A 22130-nucleotide genomic window follows, 5' to 3' on the forward strand; every position below is an offset into this window, starting at 1 on the left:
TGTCACCTGTGAGCGCCCAGCAGCAGCGTGTCCAGCATTGTCGCTTGCCGTGATCGGTGTGGTGTGATCGAGTTCTTACACCGCTCTGGGTTGCATGGACGCAAGCAGACCCGGGTGTGGAATTATCTGTGGGTGAAGAGCATTTCGGCGGTCAGCCTGACTGGGCCGAAGCCTCGGCCATGGTCACGTGCCGAGTTGCTTGCGCCGCTCTGCGATACGTGCGGTCGACACGCCGGCGAGTTTGGCTACCAGGCTGTTGGGGACCTTGCCCAGCAAGTGATCAAAACGAACCGCCTTGGACAAGCGCTTGTAGGGTGCTATGCCCAGGAACACACGTCTCTGCTCTACTACGTCATAGGGTACCCCGACCTCCCTGCTGATCTGGGCCGGAGATACCTTACCCAGCAAGGACTCGTACCCGAGCCATGGCCCGTGGTAATCCGCGGTTGGGATTGAAGTAGCCTCTTCTATCAATGGGCTCACGGGTTCGAAGCCCAATGCTTCGCGCACCTCTTGCACCAGATGAAGATCCACACCTGCCACCTTCGCGATTTCTTGATCACTGACATAGCCAAACAGAGGTTTGTAGATCCTCAGTGGATGACCGGTGGGAAGCACCTGCTTTCGAGGAGCCGGCCTCAACACCGGGAGGATACCCAGTGACTCACGGTAAACCGTGACGCTTTTTGGCGACACGCCGCACAAGGAAGCGATCGCCCCATCGGTGAGCACGCCGAGGAGGTGCTTGAAAGGCTCTATCTGTTGAGCAACCGACCATGGAGGTATCCCCAATTGCTCCCGCCGGCGGCGAATTCGATCGGGGTGTATGCCGATCAGTCGCGCCAGCTCTACGTCCGAGAGTTTTCCAAGCTTGCAGTCGAACCATCGGGCAGGCCCTACTGCAGCCCAATCTACCGGAGGGTAACGCCTCCCGCTGGTTTCGGTGATCGCCACACCACCAGCGGCCGCGTGTTCACGATAAACCCATCCTGGTGGACTGTAGTCCTGGTCATCCATTGACTTTCGAGTCTCTTCAATAGCCTGCCCGATGGCCTGGTTCAGCCTGCAACAGGCCGCACTTTGGCGTTTGGCTCCGTGCGGTTCTTGCAGTGGAACAATCTAGCGTCGCATGACGGGCGGCTCTTTTCCTGGGTGAGTTGAGAATGGTTGGAACGAGGCGGTCCTCAATCCAGCCCGCGCAGACTGGCAAGCCCATAGTCATCGCGCAGAATCCGCAGCTCCTCTTTGTCCATTTCGTCCATGGCCGAGCAGTTGGCATCGGCTAGCCCCTGACGCTTTAGCAGCGCAGCGGCATCGCCCCTGTCGTAGATGTAGCGAGAGAGATCCGCAGCGGCAAGGAGAATGCCGGTCTGCAGTTGAGTCGGCTTGTTGCGAGGTTTGCGAGGGGTGACAGCCATGTGTCGGCTCTCCATCGATGAGTGGGTCTGAGATAGAGAATCCTCAGTAGGCACTTGTGCCTAGTAGGCTGATTTAGGCACTTGTGCCTATTTTTGCTGCGCCGCTGACGCCGGTTCGGTCTGGAGACCCACCACCATCAGCACAGGCCAGTGGATGATTCGCAAGTCAAACAGCTGCGGCAGCCCAGCTCATACTGGGCATTCGGTACCGCGAGAGCTCAGTGATCAGCGGGCATGCTCATGCCTTCGCCAGCGCTTCGACCAACAGCGCCTCGAACTCATCCACGGCCAGCGCTTCCCAGCGGTCATTGACCAGCTGCTCGTGGTACCACTTCAGTCCGGAGTATGTAACCCGCACGCACACACCGCCCAGCATCACAAGCGGATGCTGGCGCACGGACGCTGGCAGGAATACGGGTGGGTGGTCGGCCACAGAAGCGCTGATCGCGAGGTTCTCCATCGCCTCACGCAAGACAACGGCGCTGACCTTCTTGGCCTGCACCTGGGCGGACAGGGCGGCACGCAGAGTCTCGACTGCTGCGCAGGAGCCGCGGTCATCCCCATTGCAGCGCGCAACAAAGTCGTCAAGCCACAGAAGCGACTCTTCAACCTCGCCAGCACTGGCGGCCGTTGGTACGGCATCGCTGCCTTGGTACTGAACGGACTGTGCCTGCCCTTGTTCTGTGAGCCATGCCGCTACTTGATCGGCGCTCATAATGGCCAGAGTTTCCGAGCAGTGATCACAACCCAAAATCAGCTGGCAACGAATGTCGCTCGTACGCAAACGCCCGTGCTGAGCATCGCTGATGTTCTTGTTGTGCGTCTGCCAGCTCAGGGACGTGCTACCGCACTCGCGGCATTCGGTGATCTTGGTGATGCTCATGCTTTGCCTCCTGCAGGCGTTCGACCTCTGGCGCAACGGCGCCAGCAGGGCATTGATGATTGTGTTTCTATGGGCTCGGCACAGCTCGAAGACTGTGCATAGCGGTGTTGCGGATGCCGGAGGTCTACACACCCGTCAGCTCGATCGCATGAGGTGGCGGATGCGTGCACCGATCTGTGAGAAGCCCTGAACGCAGTCCAGGGCTTCAGGCGGCTGCCTTACCGGCCAAACACCTGGTCAAGCACTGGACGCGACTCGATGATCACGGTGCCCAGCTCATCGACGGTCGTAGCGCTGGTCAAACGCTCTTCGACTGCAGACAGCTCGGTCAGCAGCTCATCATTGCCACCTTCCTTGTAGAGGGTGCTCTGCAATGCTTCGACGGTACGCTTTACATCGCGCTGCGTGTCCTGGAAGTTGCTTTGACTACCGGAGACGGTTGCCTGAGACCAGCTGGTGAGCGGGTGGTGGCGAGCCTCCACCTTGCCGGCACCGAACATACGGTCATAGGAACCCTGCACGAAGCCTTCGATCAGAAGGCCGTTGTTTCTATCATCCATTTTCTACATCTCATCGTGTTGACGTGATTTTCACGTCGTGGTGATGATGCCAGGCGCACCCGGCATCGGTTTTGCCGATCAGTGGCAGCACTGTATCGACGGTCTCCAAAGGGTCTTCAGCCGGTGTGCGCCGGCGGAGCTCGCGCCTAAGCCGCGGTCACGCCGGAGCCGTGGGCCGATCATGATCACTGTGCCGCCAGCTGAGATACGCTCAGGCCAACCGCGACTGGCCGCACCCAGATGGGCATGCTGCTCAGCATGAAAGTCTCCCCTTGAGCTGCCAGCAGCAACGTAGTGCCCATCACATGACCGATGGCTTTCGCTGCCTTCGGGGGAACTGCGTTGCCGATTCGTTCGCGCCAGGCCTGATCGCTCAACCCGTCCAATTCCAGCTGCTCCTCTGGCTCGACAAGGCTCTGGATCGCCGCCAGCTCCAAGGTCGTGAAGGGCCGGTGCCAGGTCCCGTCGAGCGATTCGATGATGCAGGTGAGCTTCTCGTCAGCGCTTGGGAGCTGGGTGCCGGCAACGTCCCACCGGCTGTCGTCATGCTGACCTCCCGCGACGCCATGCAAAGGCACCACGCCGTAGTGCCCGCCAGGCAGGTAGGGTTCGCCACTCGTGCGCATCTTGGCCGCTCGGGGATCAGCGACACTGAATGTGCCTTGCCCTGGGCTCTTGACGCCAATGATGGCGCCGCTGGTATCTTGCCACCGGCGAACACCGTACTGCTGATATTGCAGGGCGCCTGCCCGGGCACGCGGATCAGCCACCGAGAACGCCCCGTTTGTTGGGTTCGATCGTCCAGCCACCGTGCCCATACTTTCGTTCCAGCCATGCACCCCCATATATCCCGCTCGATATCCTGGGACGATGACCAGGTCACGCAGATACCCATCTTGGATCGCCAGGTTGTTGAGGCTGCGCCAGTCTTTCCCGGCCTCAACCAAAGCCAGGCGGACCCAGGTTTTCCATTGCAGAGCTGGCACTCGGTGCATTGGTCCCGCTCGCTCGATGTCGCCGGCAAGAGGCATGCGGCTGAGGATGTCGCCTACAGAGCGCAGGCTCTTCTTCTCGGGCTCGTACAAGAACGGCGGGACCTTCTCTACATGGCGAGCCACCAGCAAGAAACGCTTGCGGCTTTGAGCCAAGCCGCCGATCACCCCGCAGTCATGGGTGGTTTCGGCGACTGCGTACCCATAGTGGCTTAGCAGGGCGCCGATCTGGTCCAGCAGGTGCCGGCCGCGGTTGGCCAGACGCGGGACGTTCTCGAACACCAGCATCGGCACAGGGTCGTCGCGCCAGGTCTCCGCCATCAGCCAGATGCAACGCAGGGTGAGCTCGTTCAAGGCTTGGTACTTGGGGGTCGCGCTCATCTTCTCCGACAGCAGTCCGCTGGCGCCCTTGCACGGGGAGCTGATGAAGACGGTATCGGGCCGGCGGTTCTGTGCTGCACGGCGGATGTCTTCTGTGGTTGCTTCCCTCCATCCGGCTGGCGGTTCCTTGCCGTGGAACCTGATGTACTGCTCGCGGGTGAAGAGATCCAACTGCGTACCCTCCACACCGGTCAAACGCTTGAAGTCAGCAAGGCCGGCCGGATCAACGTCGACGCCGCCTAGGCACTCCCATTCAGCCTGCATGTTGCCGACGATGGGCTTCGCCTCGTTGAAGCCTTTGGCACCACCGCCCAAGCCGCAGCAGAAGTGGAAGTGAGTGAGGATTTTTTTGATCAGCATGCAGCCGTCCTAGAAGAGTTGTGTGGTGCCCGCCAAGTGGATTGGTGGAGCTCACCTGGTGTGCTTACTTACTGGACACCGAAATTAAACTATAGGACAATCTTTATCAAGAGATTATTAAACTATAGAACAACTCTCTGGCCGCGCCCTTTCAGTATTTGTCTTTTAGATTTTGGCTTTTGGCGTGAGCTCTACAGGTTTTCTTCCCCTGCATGGCTACGTTTCTGCACCACGTATTCGACTTGGTAGTAGCGCGACAACGTTCCACAAGCGTCCTCTCCTGAAAGTCGTAATGCGCCCCAGAGCAACCTGTAACTGGCTTCCGCTTGACGTATTTGAATGAGCTGGAAATCATCCAGTTGTCGGGCAGCTCGAATGCATCTACGAAGACACCTACAACCCCGCCTGGCTCATCCGTGTATCCGCTCCCGCTCGGAACGCTCACAGAGTCCCCCAAGCTTGAACAGGGAACGTCCTCCTGCACTTCGCCATTTTTAGGCCCACCGTGAAAATGAATTGATGTAAAGCCTCTTGGCATCGTCAGGTCACTCCAATTGATTGGTAGGTTCAGCAACGAAAAACTCCGGCCAAGCATGGCCGGAGTGGGTGTAGCGTTCATGCGGCCGGGCAGCATCCAAGGCCAGAGTGCGGTGCATGCCAACCGATCGCTAAAAGGGTGGGTTCCGCAGGTAGTCGCAGTACTGCGCGTCCAGCAGCGCAGATGGTGAAGGCTCGATCGCAATCAAGGTCCATTCCCCATCGACAAACCGTCCCTCCTCGCCGTAGTGGAGCCCGGACAACGAGTAGCTTCGCTCGATCGTCGCCCAGTCCTCGGGGTACTGTGCTTTGAAGGCTTCCTGGAAGGACTTGTTGCCGTAGCTGCCCATGCTGGTAACGACTTCAGAGAACTTCTCGTCTCGGTCGGTGATCAGCTCGATCGACCTGGCCATCAGTTTGGGTGAATCCTGTTCGTTGGGTGTGCGCATCAATGATCTCCGTTGCTGACTTCTGTCAGTAGCAGGATTGAGTAGGTGCGAGGCCGACAGCGCCATCGCGTTCACTGGTCAACTCGATATGGGGAACACCCGCAGATAACGAAGCCCAGACCAGCAAGGCACACTGAACAAGAGGGGGATCCCCAGTGCCGAGCAAAGGCCGGCTATAGCGCTGGCCCCTATTCTTCTCGATCAAGATCAGGCGTTCTGTATGTCTTCCACTGCAGCACCGTGTATCGACCGAGTTTCACCTTCGTCTCGGTAACCACCTGGCCAAAGGCGTAACTACCTGTCTCTGTCACCCAGACTTTAATCAAGTTCTGCCCAATTCCAGCGCCGAAGAGCCGCTGCAGCAGCGTTCGCCGGGGTGGTGCTTCTGGGAGTTGGGGTTTGTTCATGGCCACCTCTGTTGTGCTAGTTGTCCCGATGGCGCCGATATGTGCCATCGCTAGTGTTTGTTGCGGAACCGCCATTTCCAACCTGTAAACACTGGGCTGGCGCCATTCGAAATGTGCCATCGTTAGTTTCTGGTGATCCGCGTGGCACATTTGGTCGAGTCGCCAAAGTGCCACCTGCACGCTAGGAGTACATTTGTACTCCTAGCGCCAGCAGCTGATCTCAGGCACCAGATCACTCAAAGGAACACCGTTGGAGCATGTTCCTTGGCCTTCCCCCTTCTCTGCCGCGGGGAGCCCTTTCTCTGTTCGGTCTTGCGCCCGTTCCCAGGACTGTTCAGGTTCACCCCGTAGAGCTCACACAAGCTTGCGAGCTGCTCAGCCGGTATCAAGCGGTGCGTGTTGCTCAGTCGCAGCAAAATGGCCTTGGGAGTGCGCCTGTGAGCCGTAGCCAGAACGTCGATCGCCGAGCCGTCACGGTAGCTCGCAACGAGCCGCTGATCTTCCTCGTCTGTCCATTTGCTGCCTTGGGCGGTCGACTCAGCGCCAGTACTGCTAGGCGCAGGTGCCTGTTGCTGTTGCTGTTGCTGCACCTGCTCAGTTGCCCGGGCTGGCGCCGACGGCGTCAGCGCAGGTACCGCAGGAAGCTCCGAATCAAGGACCGTTGAAAGCATGGCCAACCACCTGGTGCGATCAGTGTCGCGAGAGTGGTGGAAACCAACGCTGCCGATCACCACCATCGGGTTCACATTCAACGCTGCTGCGATCTGCCAGGCGTGGTAGTTGTCCAGGAGGTCCTTGCCGGTACGCCAGCGGGAGAACTGGGTCTGGCTGACACCGAGAAACTCGGCAGCCGAGACGTCTCCGTGGAACCCTTTGACCACCTTCAGCTGGTCAAGCCAGTTAGCAGCGGTCTTGACCAACTTCACATGCGGACTATTCGTCTGGTTCGAGAACGGCGTCGACCGCTTGGCTCGCTGGGATAACGAGGCGGCGCCGGCGGCGGCGGCCAGGCGCAGGTGTGCGGTGAGCGGTACGCGCTCATCGCCGCACTCGATGCCGGCTTCATCCAAGCCCGCAGACAGATTGATCAGGATCGCGATGGATCGATTCGTCATCTCATCTTGTTTGGCCATGCCCCCTCCCCTGGATCCGCTGAGGATCGCTACATGAGGCCCTGGGATACCGAGGGCCGCCTTCAGACCTACATCATAATGGCAAATCTAATTCACCACACGTACCTATACGTCGCGTGAGGTGATTTCTTTTATAGGTGATTGCCGGCCTGTAGTGCGTGGTCCGTCTGTGTGTTTGGTCTAGTCACACACACAGAACGCAGCTTACAATCTCCCATGGCGCCCAGCAGACGCCAGCTACCCGTCATCGCGAAGCTGCACGAGCAGCACTGCCAGCTACTCAAGATTCGGACCATAACTTTGGCCCTGATGCATAGCGGTGGACGGGTGACGCAGCAACAAGTAGGGCCGGAGAGATATCGTGGCAACCGAACACACTCGACCTACCACCGTTGCGCGTATCAAGCGCGTAGCTAAATTAATCAAGCAAGAGAAGAGCATTCCTCATCATGCTGCCCTTGATGAAGCGGCGCAGAGTGCTGGCTTTCAGAACCTCCGGCATGCCCAGTCAGTTTTAGGGACCGCAAAGAAACTCCACCAGACTTTTGTATCCTTCTACTGGAAAGATCACGGCCAGAGCCCAGATCCCTTCAAACGTGGTCCTGAACTTCGATCGGGGCGGACCACCCTGTCATTCCTGCTGCCGCTCCCCCTGACAGAAATTCTCCCAGGAAGATCTCTTGAAAGGACAGCCTACCTATCCGGTTTTCGGCTGGAGGCCCCTGATCATCTGGAGCTCAGGGGTGATGCTTATAGCGAGCACGACGGCCTGAGGAAGGCGCAACGGGCCGCACTCGCTCTGAATTTCATGGCTGTGACAGGTTTCCGAGCCCCATTTGTAAACGAGACCTATGGCACAAGCCTGAATCTCTCAAAAAAGGCGGATCACAAGTCTACCTGGTACGACGATGAGTCGAAGTGCATTGTCATTCTGGATGAGCCATATCGGCATTTGTTCCGAGAAGAGATCGACTGGGCTAAAGAGCACGGGTTTCATACAGTTGGGATTCGATGGCGAGGGGTCTATTCGGCCGGCGAAACCCCACGCCTCCACTCGGTATCAGCCGCTCTAATCACGCGTTCGGCCAAGAAGCTCCATGCCCTCGAAGCCCGGTTACAAGCTGAGGAGTGGACATACGACTCTCACGCATACAACAGCCAATTCATCAGCCCGGCTAGAGCGCTCAGTGGAAAAAGGAGGCGTGCGAGGATAATGCCACCCCCTCAAGGGGTTGAGCGAGACGGCGCTGTGCCTTGTGGCCCCGGTGAGCCGGGATTTCGCTCGCGATGGCGGCCGGCTCGCCGCATGGACTTGGATAAGCACTTACAAGTCGGCCCTATTTTGGAGAATTTCCCGTTCTCAATGATTTTTAGCCCTACGTCACCGCTTATTGATGTCCGCATAACCCTTAACAAATGGTTCGAGGAAGAGTACGAAGATGCAGAGCTTCCCGACAAGCAGATGCGCCAGGACTACTACTCACCGGCCCCTACCCCCATCAGAGGAGCAGCTGACGTCCTGGCAGGGCTAGGAGTGGTCAGGCAGATGGTTTCAGATGGGTATCAAGACTGCAAGCCAAAGAAGGACCTCCTAGACCGCCTAGATAGATGCGAAGAGTGGGTTCGCCGGTTCGCTGCACGTAGAAACCCGTAACCCTCCCCCGCAGCCTCAAACAACAAAGCCCGCCATGATGGCGGGCCTTGCGAGTAGTGCGGAGGTCAGCGAGCTGGGTTGAAGATGAGCACACCTATCCCAAGCATGAGGAAAGGAAAGCCGATCGCCCCCATCGTCGCAGCCGCATCCAGAGCGTAGTACAGCTCAAACGCTGCCCCAGCGACCAAGACCCCCAGCATGAGCACGATGAAACCGGCGATCCCCCTTTGGGACAGGACCACACCGGCCGCCGATAGAATCATCACAGCGGTCTTCTCTGGTGACATGTTCAGAGCGATGTTCACCAGCTGCTGATCGATCACCATGGGACCGATGCAGAAAATCCCGACGGCCAAACACATTGCGCCCAGGACCCGATAAACCGAGCTTCGGTCAACACCGTCCACTGCGTCCAACTCATGCTTTTGCATCACCTACCCCCTTCTGTTCTGTGTTTTTGGCTGCCTCAAACAGCCCGCCCCCAGTCGATCCGTTAGTCGGTCAGGTAAACCCGCTTCCTCGCCTGCTCTTCACGCATCCCGATGTAAGCCATCAAGGTGTAGAACAACACCAGACCTCCTGGCGCAAGGTACATGACAGCCTTGGCCCCGAGGATGCCCAAGGCATCCAGCTGAGCTCGGATCTGCTCAACCTGGTCGCCTGCAGGTACCGGTTCGATTCCCTGAGTCAGTCCAGTTCCCATGATCAGAAACAGGGCCAAACCGAACAGCCCCATGAGCTTCCACATACGTCGGGCAGGTTTGGACATCACCAGCATGGTGATGCACAACATCAGGCTAAGGATGTAGTACCTGGCTGTATTTTCAGTGAACCCTAAGTGTTCAACCCCGGCATCGAACAGGCCGACGATACCAATCATTGCCCCCGCGAGCGCAACCCCTGCAAACCAACCAAAAACGATCCCGAACAGCGATTTCATATCTCGATTCCTTATGGCTGGTGCTCAGCGCATCCAGTTAACTATTAGAGCTCCACCCCTTGTTCGGTGGAGCCTTAGATTCGGAGGTGGTCGGCACCGGCCACCCCGAGACTTCACCGACTACTCGGCGTAAGCGTCCAACTGCTTCTTCAGTTCGGTGCGCTGCGCATCGAGCATTTGGTTGAGCTGATCCGCTTTGAACACATCGAACGGAGCCCGGACAAACGCCAGCACCTCGATCGCCGCCAATGTCTTGCCTTCGACTTTGCTCGACTGCTCAGAGGCCGCGGCGTCGGGAAGGCCCAGCATCTTGGTGCAGGCGCTGCTCGTGTAGTCGTAGCAGCCCACCTTCGCCTCACCTGCCAGAACAGCGCTGCGGAAAGAGACGCTCGGGAAGATAGTGGTACCACTCACAATCCCAGCCATGATCAGTACCAGGCCGAAGGCACTGCCCATAAATGCGCGAAAGGCGCCGATGACGAACGCGAAGACGCTGACACCGGACAAAAAGAACGAGAGGGTTGGAGGAGTTACCAACCACGAGGCATGTTTCAGGTCCTCGGGGCTCACAGGAGCCTTGAAGTTCAGAACGGCTGCGCTGATCACGGCAAACACGACGAACAGCACCGGCACGGCCAGTAGCAGGCTTGCGATGATCAGAGGCCCCTTGGCGGCCGTCCCTGGCGCAGGGTCGACGTATTCACTGGAGGATTCCTGGTTACTCATAATGCTCACCTGCTGGGTTAGTGACTAGGGATGTAGGGGGCGTGTTTTCCTGGCTGTGCAAGCCCTTGCGGATCTCTTCTTTCAGCTCCTGGCGCTGGGCATCGAGCATTCGGTTGAGCTGGTCCGCTTTGTACACATCGAAAGGTGCTCGCAGGAAAGCCATCACCTCGATCGGCGCCGATGTCTTGCGTTCAACTTTGCTCGACTGATCGGATGTCGCGCTGCTGGGGAGGCCAAGCATCTTGGTGCAGGCAAGGCTCGTGTAGTCGTAACAGCCGACCTTCGCCTCGCTTGCCAGCACGGCGCTGCGGAACGAGACGCTGGGGAAGATGGTGGGCATAGCAAGCACACCAATCATGATGAGGAACAGTCCCAAAGAGCTGCCTCTGAAGGTTTGCAGGGCGCCACCCATGATGCACATGAAGCTGAAAAATGCGCAGATGAACGACAGCGATGGCGGAACCACCAACCAGGAAGCGAGGTGCAGGTCCTCGGCGCTCACGGGAGCCTTGAAGTTCAGGACGGCGGTGCTGATTGCCGCAAACACGACGTACCCCACCACCGCAGCCATGAAGACGCTCGCGAAGATCAGTGATCCCTCGCCTGCCGTCCCCGGCGTGTGATCGAAGTAGTCATTGGAAGAATCGTGGTCACTCATGATGCTCACCTGTTGAGCTCGTCGCTTCGGATGTGGGGAGGGTGTCGGGCTGAGTTTTCAGGCCCTTGCGCATCTCACCTTTCACTTCCAGGCGCTGTGTATCGAGCATCTGGTTGAGTTCATCCGCTTTGAACACATCGAACGGAGCTCGAACGAAGGCCATCGCTTGGACAGGGATGAATTGGTGGACACTCGGCTGGGCCGGCTGATCTAGGTTGGCTGCGCGACTGGGTAACCCCAGCATCTCGGTACAGGCGAGCAAGCTGTAATCGTAACAGCCGATTTTCGCTTCCCCAGCCAGAACAGCACTGCGCAGTGAGACACTCGGTTCAGTGGAAACGGCGCCGATAAAGCTGATCATGAGCACACCGAAGCTCAGGGTCATCGGGCTAATCAACTGAAGCACGAGTGCGAAGCCTATGATCAACAATGCGCCGGAGATAAAGGGGAGCAAGTAGGGGGCGTGCACCAGCCAGGATGCATGCTGTAGATCCTCAGCACTGACCGGTACTTTGAAAGTCAAGACGCCGATGCTGATTGCCGCAGCAATGACATACAGCCCTAGCAACGCGAGGAACAGCCCCCGGAAAGTCAGCTTTCCTTCGCCGGCCGAAGCTTCTGCGCGAGCGAAGTATTCGCTGGATGAATCGAAGTCACTCATGGTGATCACCTTCTGAGTTCTAATTGTGGATGAGAGGTCCTGAGCTCTACAGCTTCAGGTCCTTGCGAATGTCTCTGGCCGACGGCATCCCGCGGTACCGATGCACGGTGACCCCGACGGCCTTCATCAGCTCGTCGCGACGCCGGTCCTTTGCCTTGGCCTTGCCGCTGTTGTGCGTGGAGTCGTCGACCTCGACCAGCGCTACCGGCTTGAGCTGCTTGTCGCAGAGCAGGAAGTCGCAGCGGTTGTGGGCGACCATATGCCGTGCGTGGTTCTTGTCGGTCATGGCGGTGGCTTTCACCTTGATGAAGGCGCCGAAGACCACCTGGGGCGCGATGACCAGGTCGTCGCGTACCGCCTCCTTGAGCCGCCAGAAGAAGTCCTGCTCGCGCTCGGTGAGCAGGGGGATGCACTGGTAATGCTTGGTCGAGTAGCCTTTGCGGCGCTTCAGCATCGCAATGGCGAAATACGCAAAGGCGCAGATCACCAGCGCGGGAACAAGCACTCCATCCATGCTGTTGAGAATTGACATACCTACTCCTAAATAGATTCTTTACGCGTACCAATACGCACACTGGCTAAAAAATGGCGTGTAGTCCGCCTGTGATGTTGGTCAAGTAAATGTGATTTCGCTTCCAGCTCGGGAGGAGCACGCGCCTCCGCCGATCAACAAACCTGCCCTGGGTATTGCTCGTTGGGCGTGGAACCGTTAGGGTGAGTCATCCTCCCTTAGCGACACGCTCGTGTCGTGCAACACCTCTCTCCAAACCTCCCGTAGCCAAAGCAAGTCACCGTCCTGCAATCATGCGCGCCGACTTGACCAATCACACAAACGAACCATTCGAAGCCTGCCCCGCCTGGCACGATCATGAGCGCCAGCAACGCCGCTAGACGTGATCCTCCGAGAGATGCCCGGTGACCGCCGGCAGCTGATGCGAGGGTTGGACACCCACCACCCGCTTGCCCCGTCGAGAACCCCGGCCTTTCCCCTCGCCCGCGGCTTCCGTCTCTTTCACCGCCCGAGCGGCCATGCCTTCATTGACCATGTCCAGGATTTCCTGGGACATCCGCTGCTGCACAATTCGAGAGTTCCCCATGCGGTAGTTCGCATCGGTACGCTCGGTATCCGCAGCCTTCGCCCATTCCCTCAGGGTGTCCCGGGCCTCACCGATGCTCCCCTTGATCTTGACGAAAATCTCGAACATCAGCGGGTCAATGGAAACGGATGATTTCTTGGATTTTCCGCCCGCTTCCCGGCGGTAGAAGATCCGGATGAAATCGTCAGCCATGTTCGCCCCCTGCAACGATCAGTAGGTAGTGCATCAGGCCACTTCCAGGTGCAGGTCACTGACCAGGCGCCCGGTGATATCTGGGCAACCGATGAACAGGCCACCATGCAGGCGACCCTGGCGCACCATCGACGCAACGGTATCGGCCGCCTGGGATACGGAGACACCCACTACGCCCGCGATCGCCGCCGCAGTCAGGGCCGCATGACGCAGGATGGCCAGCTCGATGCGCGACTCAACCTGATCGCCCTCGAACAGCAGGGCAGCATCGGCGCCGACCAGCTCAGCCACTTTGGAAAGCGCCCCCACGCCGGTGATCGCAGCAAAGGTCTCGGCCTCTTGTTCAGGGCTAACAACCAGCGATAGGCCCCCCACTTGTTCGGTGTGCTTCGCGACAGGTTCCACCGCTTCACCCACCACCCCAGCGGTCTCGCAGTAACGCAAAACTGCCTGGATCTGCTCATTCACCTCAATGGATTCCATCGCACGGGTCAGCGCCACGTACAGCAGGTGGAGCTCTTGGCGCAGCTCTGGGGTATCCAGCACCAGCGGCAGGCCGGCATCGGTGATCAGGTTGAGGAAGTCGCTCAGCAGAACCACCTGCGGAAACTCCAAACCTTTCGAGCGGTGGGCAGTACAAAGAATGACGGTCGCGTCGTTGATGTCGCTGACGCAAGCATCCTTGATGCGCTGTACCAGGCTCGGGATTTGATCGCCATACTGCTTGGCAACACTGATGAGGGCGTGGATCTCTTTGTCATCGGTGTCGTTGGCATAAGCCTCCAGATCTTGGAGAGAGCGGAACGCACTGAGCAAAGGATCGCGCAGACGGACACCCGTGTTGGCGCGCAGGTGGTGCACTTCAACGAGCTTGTCGAACGGGTACTCGTTGACGCCACCCACGAAGTGAAGACGCTGGCCTTCCAGCAGCTGGACAGCACTGGCGAACAGCTTCGCATTGGTGCGCCCGATGATCGCGTAAGGCTTGGTGCGGTCGACGGCAAAACGGGTAGTCAGCTCATGGCGTGAACTGCGCACTGGATCCTGCTCGCCGGCGAACTCACGCAAGAGCATGGTGGCCAGCTCGGCGATGCCGGCGCCATAACGGTGGCTCTCGCTCAGCGATACGACCTGGTCGAACTGCGACGGTTCGAAGGTGTTGTAGGCACCACGGAAACCGAAGATTGCCTGGAAGTCGTCACCGGCCAAGCGCAGCGGGCAGTTCTGCCGCAGGATCACCGCAGCAAAGACAGGATTGGTGTCCTGGTACTCGTCCAGAAGGATCTGGTCGTAACGGTGGCTCAGGTCAGGGTCACCCAGGCTCCACAGTTTCAGGTAGCCGTCGTGCGGCATTCGCAGATGAGTGGTTTCCAGGAACTCAGCACGCTCGGCTTGGCTATCGCCGCACCCGCGAGACCATTGGCGCAAGCGCTGCAGGTCTTCCCAAACAACCTTCGCCCACTCCGCTGTTTTCTCACGGTCATCGCCAACGATCTGTGCCGGCACATGCGCTGCCAGGATCTCCCGGTCTGCAGAGACCATGTAGTTGTGCAGAGTGACGTAGAGGTGGCGAGCGAACGCCATTGGGATGCCGTACTGCTTGGCCAGGTGGGATGGGTGGAGATCATCCTGCTTGCCAACCTTCTTGAACTGGCCACCGACTTCCCAAGCAAGCCCATGACTGGTCTTGGTGGTCACGTTGTCAGGGAAGCGAGCAGCTGCGTCCTCCTTGTTGGCCTTTCCAAAGGTCACATACAGCAGGCGCTGGGTTGGGAACTGCAGGGCGTGCTTGATGAGCAGCGAGGTCTTACCAGCACCCGCCTTGGCGCGGATCAGCAAGCGCTTGGCGGTACTGCCCAGGGCAACAGCCTGGTCTTTGTTTGGGGTGAAAGCTTTCGCGGCCATTGCCGGCCTCCTTGAGGTGCGAGTGGTGAATCAATCGTCGTCTTTGCGGAACATGTTGAGGCTGTCATTGAAGATGCAGTGAGGGTCTTCCTGATCCATCAGCCGTTCCTTCTTGCTGAACTTCACGTTTGGGTCAGCAAACAGGTTGAAGAACAGGACCATCGGAATGCTGGCTGCGATCACCAGGAGTAACGAGCCGGCGAAGGCCCAGCCACCAAAGGCCTGTCGAACGTATGCAGCAAACAGACAAGCTGCAGCAGCCAGAGCGATCGACCCGGCCCCCTTCCCAACCTGCTTCATCACAAAGGACTTGTTCATCTCGGTGGCTCCTTGGCACAACCATTTATGGCTCCACAATACCTATAGATTTGTATGGATGCAAGGCAAATTATAGTTACGTGTTACGAATACAGGCACAACCATTTATGACTCTGTAGCGAGAAAAGCGTTGGCCGCCAGCACAACCATTTATGCCCTAGGAGAGACAAAAGCGGAAAGCCGCAGCACAACCATTTATGCTTAAGCGCAGCCATAAAAGCCGGCCCCGTCGGCGCCGATACGCCGCCCAGCAACCAAAAGGGAGGCGCTCGCTGGCAGAGATACCCCGGGCCGCAATCGCCTAGGGGCATGCACGCATGCAATGAGCTGAGAATCATGGAGGCAATGAAGTGCTTCCCACCCACGAGACACCGAACAGAGAAAAGCGGCTCCAAGCACCCTGAGCTGAGACGAATCCGACCAAGCACCACCACTCGGCACCAGGTGCTGACTACTGCCAGCCAATCGTCAATACCCGCCTGCCCGGTCACAAGCGGCACCAGGAGAGCAGCAGGGTCGGCCTCGCCAGGCAGGTCACATACCACCCACCGCCAGCCAAGCATCACACGCTGCGAGCCGGATCGAGCACCGCCAGCACAGATCCAGCTTCACCCACCACCGGCCGCCGGGCATCGCACTCTGCCGGCCACGCCAGGATCGCAAACCGCAGCAACAGGTCTCACACCGCCCACCACCGACCGCGACCGATCATCGGAGGCCAGCTGCAGGACCAGCATCGAGCCCCTGCACAGCCAGCCTCTCTCCTCCCCCCGTCGCATCCTTCTCAGCCCGTCGCTCTCCTCCCCCGTCAGATCCTTCTTGGGGTCGCCACCGACTGCCGGTGGCCTGTTTCGCTTGACGCAACCCGCAGGGACTGACGGTTGAGCGCCGGCCGAGGTGCGTAGCGAAAGGCACAAATGGTTATGCTGTCGGCAGGAGAAAAAGCGCCAAACCTGCGGCAGCAGAACAAGCGCCAGCACAATGAAATGCCAATGCGGCAGCGCAACAACGAAACCCCAAACTAGCGATGGCACAATTCAACATCTAGAACTGGTGCGAGAACAATAGGATCCCACCACTCATGCTCTCACGCACAGCAGACGACGTAGAAGTCGCAGTGAAATAATGGAGATGAAGAAGAGAAGAGAGAAAAGAGAATCCACAGAAGAAGAATGAACCCAATACGTCATCAGCAGAAGGGAGCCGGCGGGTGCAGAGGCACAAGCGGCACAGAAAGAACTGGCAGATCCACAACGGCCAGCCCCACGACAGGCACCCAAACCAAACTTGCAAAACGAGGGGTGGCACAACGAGCAGCGGAAAAAGAGAATCCGACACAAGTGCCGGCGCCAGAATGAGGCCGATGGTGCAACCGGAATAAGAGAAAATGAATGAAGAGAATTAAATTAGATTAAGGGAGCGGGCGCGAGGCAGTTCGGTTCAAACACCGCCAGGCCCAGATAAAAGTCAGCTCACCACCGAATGCAAAAGCAATTCTCAGCGGCCGGATCACACTACGCTCAGCAAGAGCCCGGATAACACTTCGCCAAATCACCGGTAGGCTTCTTGTCCGCTTTACCGAAGCCGCAGGATCCCACTGCGCATAACACCGGTCAGCTTCTAGTTAGCTTCGCCAAAGCCGCAGAGTCACACATCGCGTAACACCGGTTCGCTTCTAGTCCGCTTTGCCCATAGCCCGGTTCATACTTGGCCTGTCACCGAATAGTTTCTGGTCGCCCTCAGCCACGAAAAAAAAGCCCTGCCGACGTTGATCGACAAGGCCTTCGCGAAACTGATTAGCGATTACTCATCCACGTCGATCTCTCCTTCGAACTTCGTTTCCACCTGGTCCAGCATGCTGCCCACCAGAGACTCAAGAGATGCCAGATCATCTTCTCTGGCCTTGAGCGTCAGCTTTACGCCATGGCTCATATTTCGTACCCGCTCGTGCATTTCGGCTCTGAGGTCAAAGAGTTTGGAAACCCTTTCGCACAGGCTCAGAACAAGCTTGTGATTGGGCTCGAATTCTCGGGCTCGCTTCACTCTCTTCGTGAGGCCTTTGTGGCTCACGTTCGTGGACATCCATTTCCCCTTGCCGGCCTTGAGCTTTCGATAGACCCGCACGAATGGTCGCGATTGGCCCCGGTGCTGGTTGAAGTCGATCCCTATGCGCCCCGTCTGGAACGGCTGCATGACGTAGAGCAATTCACCCATGCGGACCAGGAGCTGATCGATGCGAATCAGGTAGTCGACAGCGGTGTCGACCGACTCCTTGCCTTTGCGCCGAAGCTCTTCGAAATCGTCGATGGAGGGGGGGTTGTGTATAGCCATTGTTTAAGCGTTCGCCGGGGGGTTGTGTATAGCCGCGCCGAGGGGGCGCGTTCCGGCGAATTTTCTTTGTCACCATCCAGTATTGTCAATACGTGTTATGTATCTTAGACTCACATCAATGCATACAGCACAGTAGCTACATCGCACTGCACTGTAGGCACTGCACACTGCACAGTGCGCATCGTTAACCCTTCTAAGTCACTGGTTTATATAGGTTTTTTTCATGAAAGGTCGCGTAGCAATCGGTTTGGATGCGGGTCGTAGTGCCATTAAAGTCGTCGCTTACCACGACGGCAAACGAACGGATATCATGTACCCCACTCTGGCGGTTCCAGCTGTCGAACTCACCGACCCGACGACTGCGGCTCGCGCCCAGGCCGAGACCGAAATTGTCGATGGCAAGGCATACTTCACTGGCGATACCGCTCGCCTCCAGGGCAACCTCACCTCCTCTATCGGGTTGAACGACAACTGGACGGATACCGCTGAATATCTGGCGCTTATTCAGTCGGCTTTCACCAGGTTACGTGCTAAGGGAGTTCAAGGTATTGAGGAGGCATTTGTAATTATCGGTACCCCGTCTAAGTTGTTCGGCTCTCGTAAGGACAGTCTGGTCGAGCGCACTCGGAAAGCACTCCCTAAAACTGTCGAGTTGAAAGCACTTCCTCAGCCAATGGGCGCTTACTGCGACTACATCCTTGATCAGTCGGGCATGCCCATTGAAAATCTGATCAATGGTGCTAACGGAAGGCCTAAATCCTATGGCGTCATCGAGGGTGGGCATTACTCGACTGACTTTCTTTTGATGAGGGAAGGTCAATATATTGAACGGGGCGCTGACTCCTGCGCAGGAATGAGTGCTGCTGCAGAGCAGTTGCGCCGCATCCTAGGCAAGCGCGAGATTCAAGCAAGCCTGGTGGAGTGTGAGGAATCGTTCAGCACCAAATGTCTTTTCCAGTACGGTCAGGAGGTAAACATTCAAGAGCAAGTGACCGAAGCTCAACAGCATGTGGTTCAGGAGGTTATCTCTAAAGGTAACTCGTTGTTTTCCGATGATGCTCGTTCCCTCAATGGGATTTTAGTTGCGGGTGGAAGCGCCGAGGCGATCTATGCTCGCGCCAAAGATGTATGGCAACACAGCATTCTTGTAAAAAATCCTCGCTGGGCTGTTGCTGACGGTTTTGCTCGCTATGCCCTTGGACAAATCATCCGGAGCATCGTAAACGCGAATGCAAAAAGGGTGTCTGCTGTAAATGGCTAAGTTAATTCGTGTATATGACCCTAATGAAACTGAGCGCAAAATAAATCTGAATATCCCAGAAGACGTTTGCCCAGGTTTGCTGGAGTTCATGTCCGAACTGCCATACGGTAAAGACACGCCTCTTATCAGGGGAGTCTTTTATCAGTGGTTTTTGAGCCACAGTGAGGCCGGCACCCTAGACGAAGCTCTGAATAACGCTCTTGCTGGCCCGGGGGGAATGATTGCGACGGGCCGCCAATCCAAGCGTGAAAGTGCAGCTCCACCGAGCCGAAAGAAACGGGTACCACGGCAGCGAGAGATCACCGCAAAACCAGGGGCTGTAAAAGCTCCGGCAGTCGCGCCGCCCTCAGGGCCCCTAGCTCCCGCTGAACCGATGGAGCCGGCCCTGGTTGTCGAGGAGGTTCGCCCTCCCCTGCAACCTGAGCCGGTGGGCACCCAGAGTGGTGCTCCCTTGCACACAGGTGCTGTCGAGGCTCATGCACTGTCTGTCCCTGTCGCCACCCCACCTGACTACGGTATGGATGCTCGGGACTCGTTGATCGACCAACAGCCGCAGCTGCTCTCAAGCGCAGGTGCCCTTGATGAGGCCAGCCCATCGCATGACTCTCAAGATCCGACCACGGCCGAACCCACAAACTCGCAAATGGCAGCACTCGATGCGATGGGCAACATGTTCTAGTCCTCCACAAGCAATCAGGTGAACGATGAAAATTGGCTCCAAACTGCTGAACGTCGCTCAGCGCATAGCGGCAACCACGACAGATTTTGTTTTGGTATCGCTGGTACTGGGTGGATCGCTAGCACTACTGGCTTTAGTCATGGCTCATAATGCCCATGTCGATACGTCGGGCCCATTCGACGTTGCTACCCCCGGCCTGAGCTGGACTGAGGGGGCAGCACTCAGCCTGGCACCTTACTTCCTTGTTCTGTTGCCTTTGGTGTGGTTGATCTACGAAGCGACACTGACCAGGACTTGGCGTGGCACGACGGCCGGCAAGCTGTTGTTCCGTGTCAGGACGATCTCGCTCAACGGCAACCTATCCATCTGGCAGTGCATCTTGCGCACCACCTTGAAGATCATGTCCGTCTTGCTTCTGCTCAGCATCGGGCATCCGCTCGTGCTAGCCGTTGTGCTTGCAGCCTTCATCGCGGTTCCGGTTTTCACTGTGAAATCCCAGTTCATCTTCGACCTCATGGCGTCCACCACCGTGACTAAACGGGGCACGTGACCACCCGCACCAAATTACATGACCGGCCTCAGGGCCGGTTTTTTTTGGGTGCGCCAGGCATGGCGCGTTGCGCGCAAGCGCAACCAGCTTGGCTGTGGTGGCCACGCTGGTGACTTGGAGGTGAAAGTCCTCTACACACCCGGCAAGGGGAAGTGTTAGCCGAAGGCAAGGGTGTCGCGGGTGACTGCGAATCTGAAGGAAGCCCGAGGCAAAATGCTGGCCTGACGAACAGGAAGCGGATAGAGGCGGCGCAGCGGGGTAAGATGGCCCAAACCGTCAAAGCCCGATACTTGCACGGAACGCTGTGACGTAAATCCGACAGGCATAAGCAGGAAGGTCACGCGAATTACCCTGGGAGATCTGTAGGTTTGCCACTGTGCTACCGAGCGTCGAGAGGCGACGGGATGAACCTACAGAAGTCAGCCGAGGCCGTAGTAAGTGGCAAATAACCATGCCACCAAGGGCCGAACAGGTTATGCCGCCAGTAGGCGTCAGAGTCTCGTCGAATGTCGGAAAAGCAGAAATTTCTCCGCAAGAGAACTGTAACCCCAAGTCCGGGACAGAATCCTGGGCTTGCGGCTGTCAGTGCGCAGACATCGGCGGCGTCTGTGGCGTGGACGAACGCGGAGCCGGACACGCTGATGGAGCGGGTGCTTGCACCCGCCAACCTCAAGCGTGCGTATCAACGCGTAGTCAGCAACAAGGGTGCACCGGGTGCCGATGGCATGACGGTCGACCAATTGGCAGGCTACGTGAAACAGTATTGGCCGATCCTCAAGACTCGGTTGCTGGCTGGCGAATATCACCCGCAAGGTGTACGCGCCGTCGACATCCCCAAATCCAAAGGCGGAACACGGCAGCTGGGTATTCCCTGCGTCGTGGATCGCCTGATCCAGCAGGCTTTGCTGCAACAGCTCACGCCGATCTTCGACCCCTTGTTTTCGGACTACAGCTACGGCTTTCGTCCGGGCAGAAGCGCTCACCAAGCCATCGAAACCGCCCGCGGCCATGTGGTGGCGGGTCACCGTTGGTGCGTGGAACTCGATCTGGAGAAGTTCTTTGATCGGGTGAATCACGATGTCCTGATGGCCCATGTTGCGCGTCAGATCGAGGACAAACGCGTTCTTACGCTGATCCGTCGTTATCTTGAAGCGGGAACGATGTCAGGTGGACTCGTCAGCCGACGGCAGGAAGGGACGCCGCAAGGCGGCCCGCTCTCGCCGTTGCTGTCGAACATCCTGCTCAACGAACTCGATCGCGAACTGGAACGGCGGGGCCATCGCTTCGTGCGCTATGCCGACGATGCGAACATTTATGTGCGTAGTCATCGTGCAGGCGAACGGGTCATGGCCAGTGTTGAGCGTTTCCTGATCCAGCGCCTGAAACTGACACTGAATCGGGAAAAGAGCCGTGTGGCACGGCCTTGGGCCTGTGATTACTTGGGTTATGGGATGAGCTGGCATAAACAGCCGAAGCTGAGGGTAGCGAGCATAAGCCTGCACCGCCTGCGCGACCGACTCAGGGAACTCTTGCGTCGGATACGGGCCCGCTCAATGAGATTTATCGTTGAGCAAATGACTCCCGTGCTGCGTGGTTGGGCTGGCTACTTCAAGCTGAGTCAGAGCAAGCGGCCACTTGAGGAGCTTGATGGCTGGGTGCGTCACAAACTTCGTTGCGTCATATGGCGTCAATGGAAGCGGCCCTCTACGAGGGCGCGCAACCTGATGCGTTTGGGAATCGACGAGGCGCGGGCGTGGAAATCGGCGGTCAATGGCCGAGGCCCATGGTGGAACTCGGGAGCGTCACATATGAATCAGGCGCTACCGAAGAAGCTGTGGGATCGACTCGGGCTGGTCTCAATACTGGATACGATAAACCGGCTTAATCGCATAACCTGAACCGCCGTATACGGTAACCGTCCGGCCATGTCATCTACCCAGCCCCGCAAAGCCAAGACATCGAGTGCACTCAAATTTAAGTGAGCACCAGATCTAGCCTTTAAACGGGTATTTCATGCAGCCAACACTCGGTTCCTATT

At 57.8% G+C, this 22130-nt stretch carries 21 protein-coding genes and 1 pseudogene; 4 read left to right on the forward strand and 18 right to left on the reverse strand.

What is annotated here, in order from left to right:
• Positions 1–183: 183 nt before the first annotated feature.
• The 8 genes from L6D80_RS26715 to L6D80_RS26750 form a co-directional block, all read right to left on the reverse strand.
• Complete coding sequence (locus tag L6D80_RS26715; protein ID WP_224459409.1) at positions 184–1017, reverse strand: hypothetical protein; 834 nt, start codon at positions 1015–1017, stop codon at positions 184–186.
• Between the two features lie 167 nt (positions 1018–1184).
• Positions 1185–1418, reverse strand: coding sequence for a hypothetical protein (locus tag L6D80_RS26720; RefSeq protein WP_023383586.1), 234 nt, complete (start codon positions 1416–1418; stop codon positions 1185–1187).
• A 238-nt stretch (positions 1419–1656) separates the two neighbouring features.
• A complete protein-coding gene (locus L6D80_RS26725; RefSeq protein WP_023383585.1) occupies positions 1657–2301 on the reverse strand; it encodes a hypothetical protein in 645 nt (214 codons plus the stop codon).
• A 218-nt stretch (positions 2302–2519) separates the two neighbouring features.
• Entirely contained in the window at positions 2520–2861 is a 342-nt protein-coding gene (locus L6D80_RS26730) for a hypothetical protein (protein WP_023383583.1), read from the reverse strand.
• A 185-nt stretch (positions 2862–3046) separates the two neighbouring features.
• Positions 3047–4594, reverse strand: coding sequence for a DNA cytosine methyltransferase (locus L6D80_RS26735; protein WP_023383582.1), 1548 nt, complete (start codon positions 4592–4594; stop codon positions 3047–3049).
• A 668-nt stretch (positions 4595–5262) separates the two neighbouring features.
• On the reverse strand, positions 5263–5580 hold the full coding sequence (locus tag L6D80_RS26740; protein ID WP_023383581.1) for a hypothetical protein: 318 nt from the start codon (positions 5578–5580) through the stop codon (positions 5263–5265).
• A 188-nt stretch (positions 5581–5768) separates the two neighbouring features.
• The gene (locus L6D80_RS26745; RefSeq protein ID WP_175442754.1) at positions 5769–6107 is read right to left on the reverse strand and encodes a hypothetical protein; all 339 of its coding nucleotides are present in this window, start codon (positions 6105–6107) and stop codon (positions 5769–5771) included.
• A 116-nt stretch (positions 6108–6223) separates the two neighbouring features.
• Entirely contained in the window at positions 6224–7120 is an 897-nt protein-coding gene (locus L6D80_RS26750; protein ID WP_023383579.1) for a hypothetical protein, read from the reverse strand.
• Positions 7121–7481: 361 nt separating this feature from the next.
• Between L6D80_RS26750 and L6D80_RS26755 the strand changes: the two genes are divergently transcribed.
• The gene (locus L6D80_RS26755) at positions 7482–8774 is read left to right on the forward strand and encodes a DUF5623 domain-containing protein (RefSeq protein ID WP_023383578.1); all 1293 of its coding nucleotides are present in this window, start codon (positions 7482–7484) and stop codon (positions 8772–8774) included.
• A gap of 65 nt (positions 8775–8839) precedes the next feature.
• On the opposite strand, the gene L6D80_RS26760 is transcribed toward L6D80_RS26755, so the two are convergent.
• The 10 genes from L6D80_RS26760 to L6D80_RS26805 form a co-directional block, all read right to left on the reverse strand.
• Positions 8840–9205: a hypothetical protein gene (locus L6D80_RS26760; protein WP_023383577.1), complete on the reverse strand. Its 366-nt coding sequence runs from the start codon at positions 9203–9205 to the stop codon at positions 8840–8842.
• Positions 9206–9267: 62 nt separating this feature from the next.
• A complete protein-coding gene (locus L6D80_RS26765) occupies positions 9268–9714 on the reverse strand; it encodes a hypothetical protein (protein ID WP_023383576.1) in 447 nt (148 codons plus the stop codon).
• 120 nt (positions 9715–9834) lie between these two features.
• Positions 9835–10440 (reverse strand): hypothetical protein, encoded by a 606-nt coding sequence (locus tag L6D80_RS26770; protein WP_054893892.1) that lies wholly within the window; start codon positions 10438–10440, stop codon positions 9835–9837.
• Complete coding sequence (locus L6D80_RS26775) at positions 10433–11098, reverse strand: hypothetical protein (protein WP_023383574.1); 666 nt, start codon at positions 11096–11098, stop codon at positions 10433–10435. Before L6D80_RS26775 ends, L6D80_RS26770 begins: the two co-directional genes overlap by 8 nt.
• On the reverse strand, positions 11091–11759 hold the full coding sequence (locus L6D80_RS26780; RefSeq protein ID WP_023383573.1) for a hypothetical protein: 669 nt from the start codon (positions 11757–11759) through the stop codon (positions 11091–11093). The genes L6D80_RS26775 and L6D80_RS26780 overlap by 8 nt, the downstream gene beginning before the upstream one ends.
• Positions 11760–11805: 46 nt before the next feature.
• A complete protein-coding gene (locus L6D80_RS26785) occupies positions 11806–12291 on the reverse strand; it encodes a DUF2726 domain-containing protein (protein WP_023383572.1) in 486 nt (161 codons plus the stop codon).
• A 355-nt stretch (positions 12292–12646) separates the two neighbouring features.
• Positions 12647–13048, reverse strand: a complete 402-nt coding sequence (locus tag L6D80_RS26790) for a hypothetical protein (protein ID WP_023383571.1) — start codon at positions 13046–13048, stop codon at positions 12647–12649.
• Positions 13049–13081: 33 nt separating this feature from the next.
• Positions 13082–14953, reverse strand: a complete 1872-nt coding sequence (locus L6D80_RS26795) for a UvrD-helicase domain-containing protein (RefSeq protein ID WP_023383570.1) — start codon at positions 14951–14953, stop codon at positions 13082–13084.
• 30 nt (positions 14954–14983) lie between these two features.
• Positions 14984–15271, reverse strand: a complete 288-nt coding sequence (locus tag L6D80_RS26800) for a hypothetical protein (RefSeq protein ID WP_023383569.1) — start codon at positions 15269–15271, stop codon at positions 14984–14986.
• 1803 nt (positions 15272–17074) lie between these two features.
• Entirely contained in the window at positions 17075–17602 is a 528-nt protein-coding gene (locus L6D80_RS26805; RefSeq protein ID WP_023383568.1) for a hypothetical protein, read from the reverse strand.
• Between the two features lie 223 nt (positions 17603–17825).
• Here L6D80_RS26805 and L6D80_RS26810 point away from each other — a divergent pair, with 223 nt between their 5' ends.
• The 3 genes and pseudogenes from L6D80_RS26810 to ltrA all read left to right on the forward strand — a co-directional run bounded on the left by L6D80_RS26810 (position 17826) and on the right by ltrA (position 21990).
• Positions 17826–18863: a ParM/StbA family protein gene (locus tag L6D80_RS26810; protein ID WP_023383567.1), complete on the forward strand. Its 1038-nt coding sequence runs from the start codon at positions 17826–17828 to the stop codon at positions 18861–18863.
• Between the two features lie 704 nt (positions 18864–19567).
• A complete protein-coding gene (locus L6D80_RS26815; protein ID WP_023383565.1) occupies positions 19568–20092 on the forward strand; it encodes an RDD family protein in 525 nt (174 codons plus the stop codon).
• Positions 20093–20567: 475 nt separating this feature from the next.
• Positions 20568–21990 (forward strand): annotated as a pseudogene (gene ltrA / locus L6D80_RS26820) (group II intron reverse transcriptase/maturase).
• The last annotated feature ends 140 nt before the right edge of the window (positions 21991–22130 follow it).

It is taken from the genome of Pseudomonas ceruminis, from assembly GCF_021602025.1.
GTDB classification, from domain to species: Bacteria; Pseudomonadota; Gammaproteobacteria; order Pseudomonadales; family Pseudomonadaceae; genus Aquipseudomonas; species Aquipseudomonas ceruminis.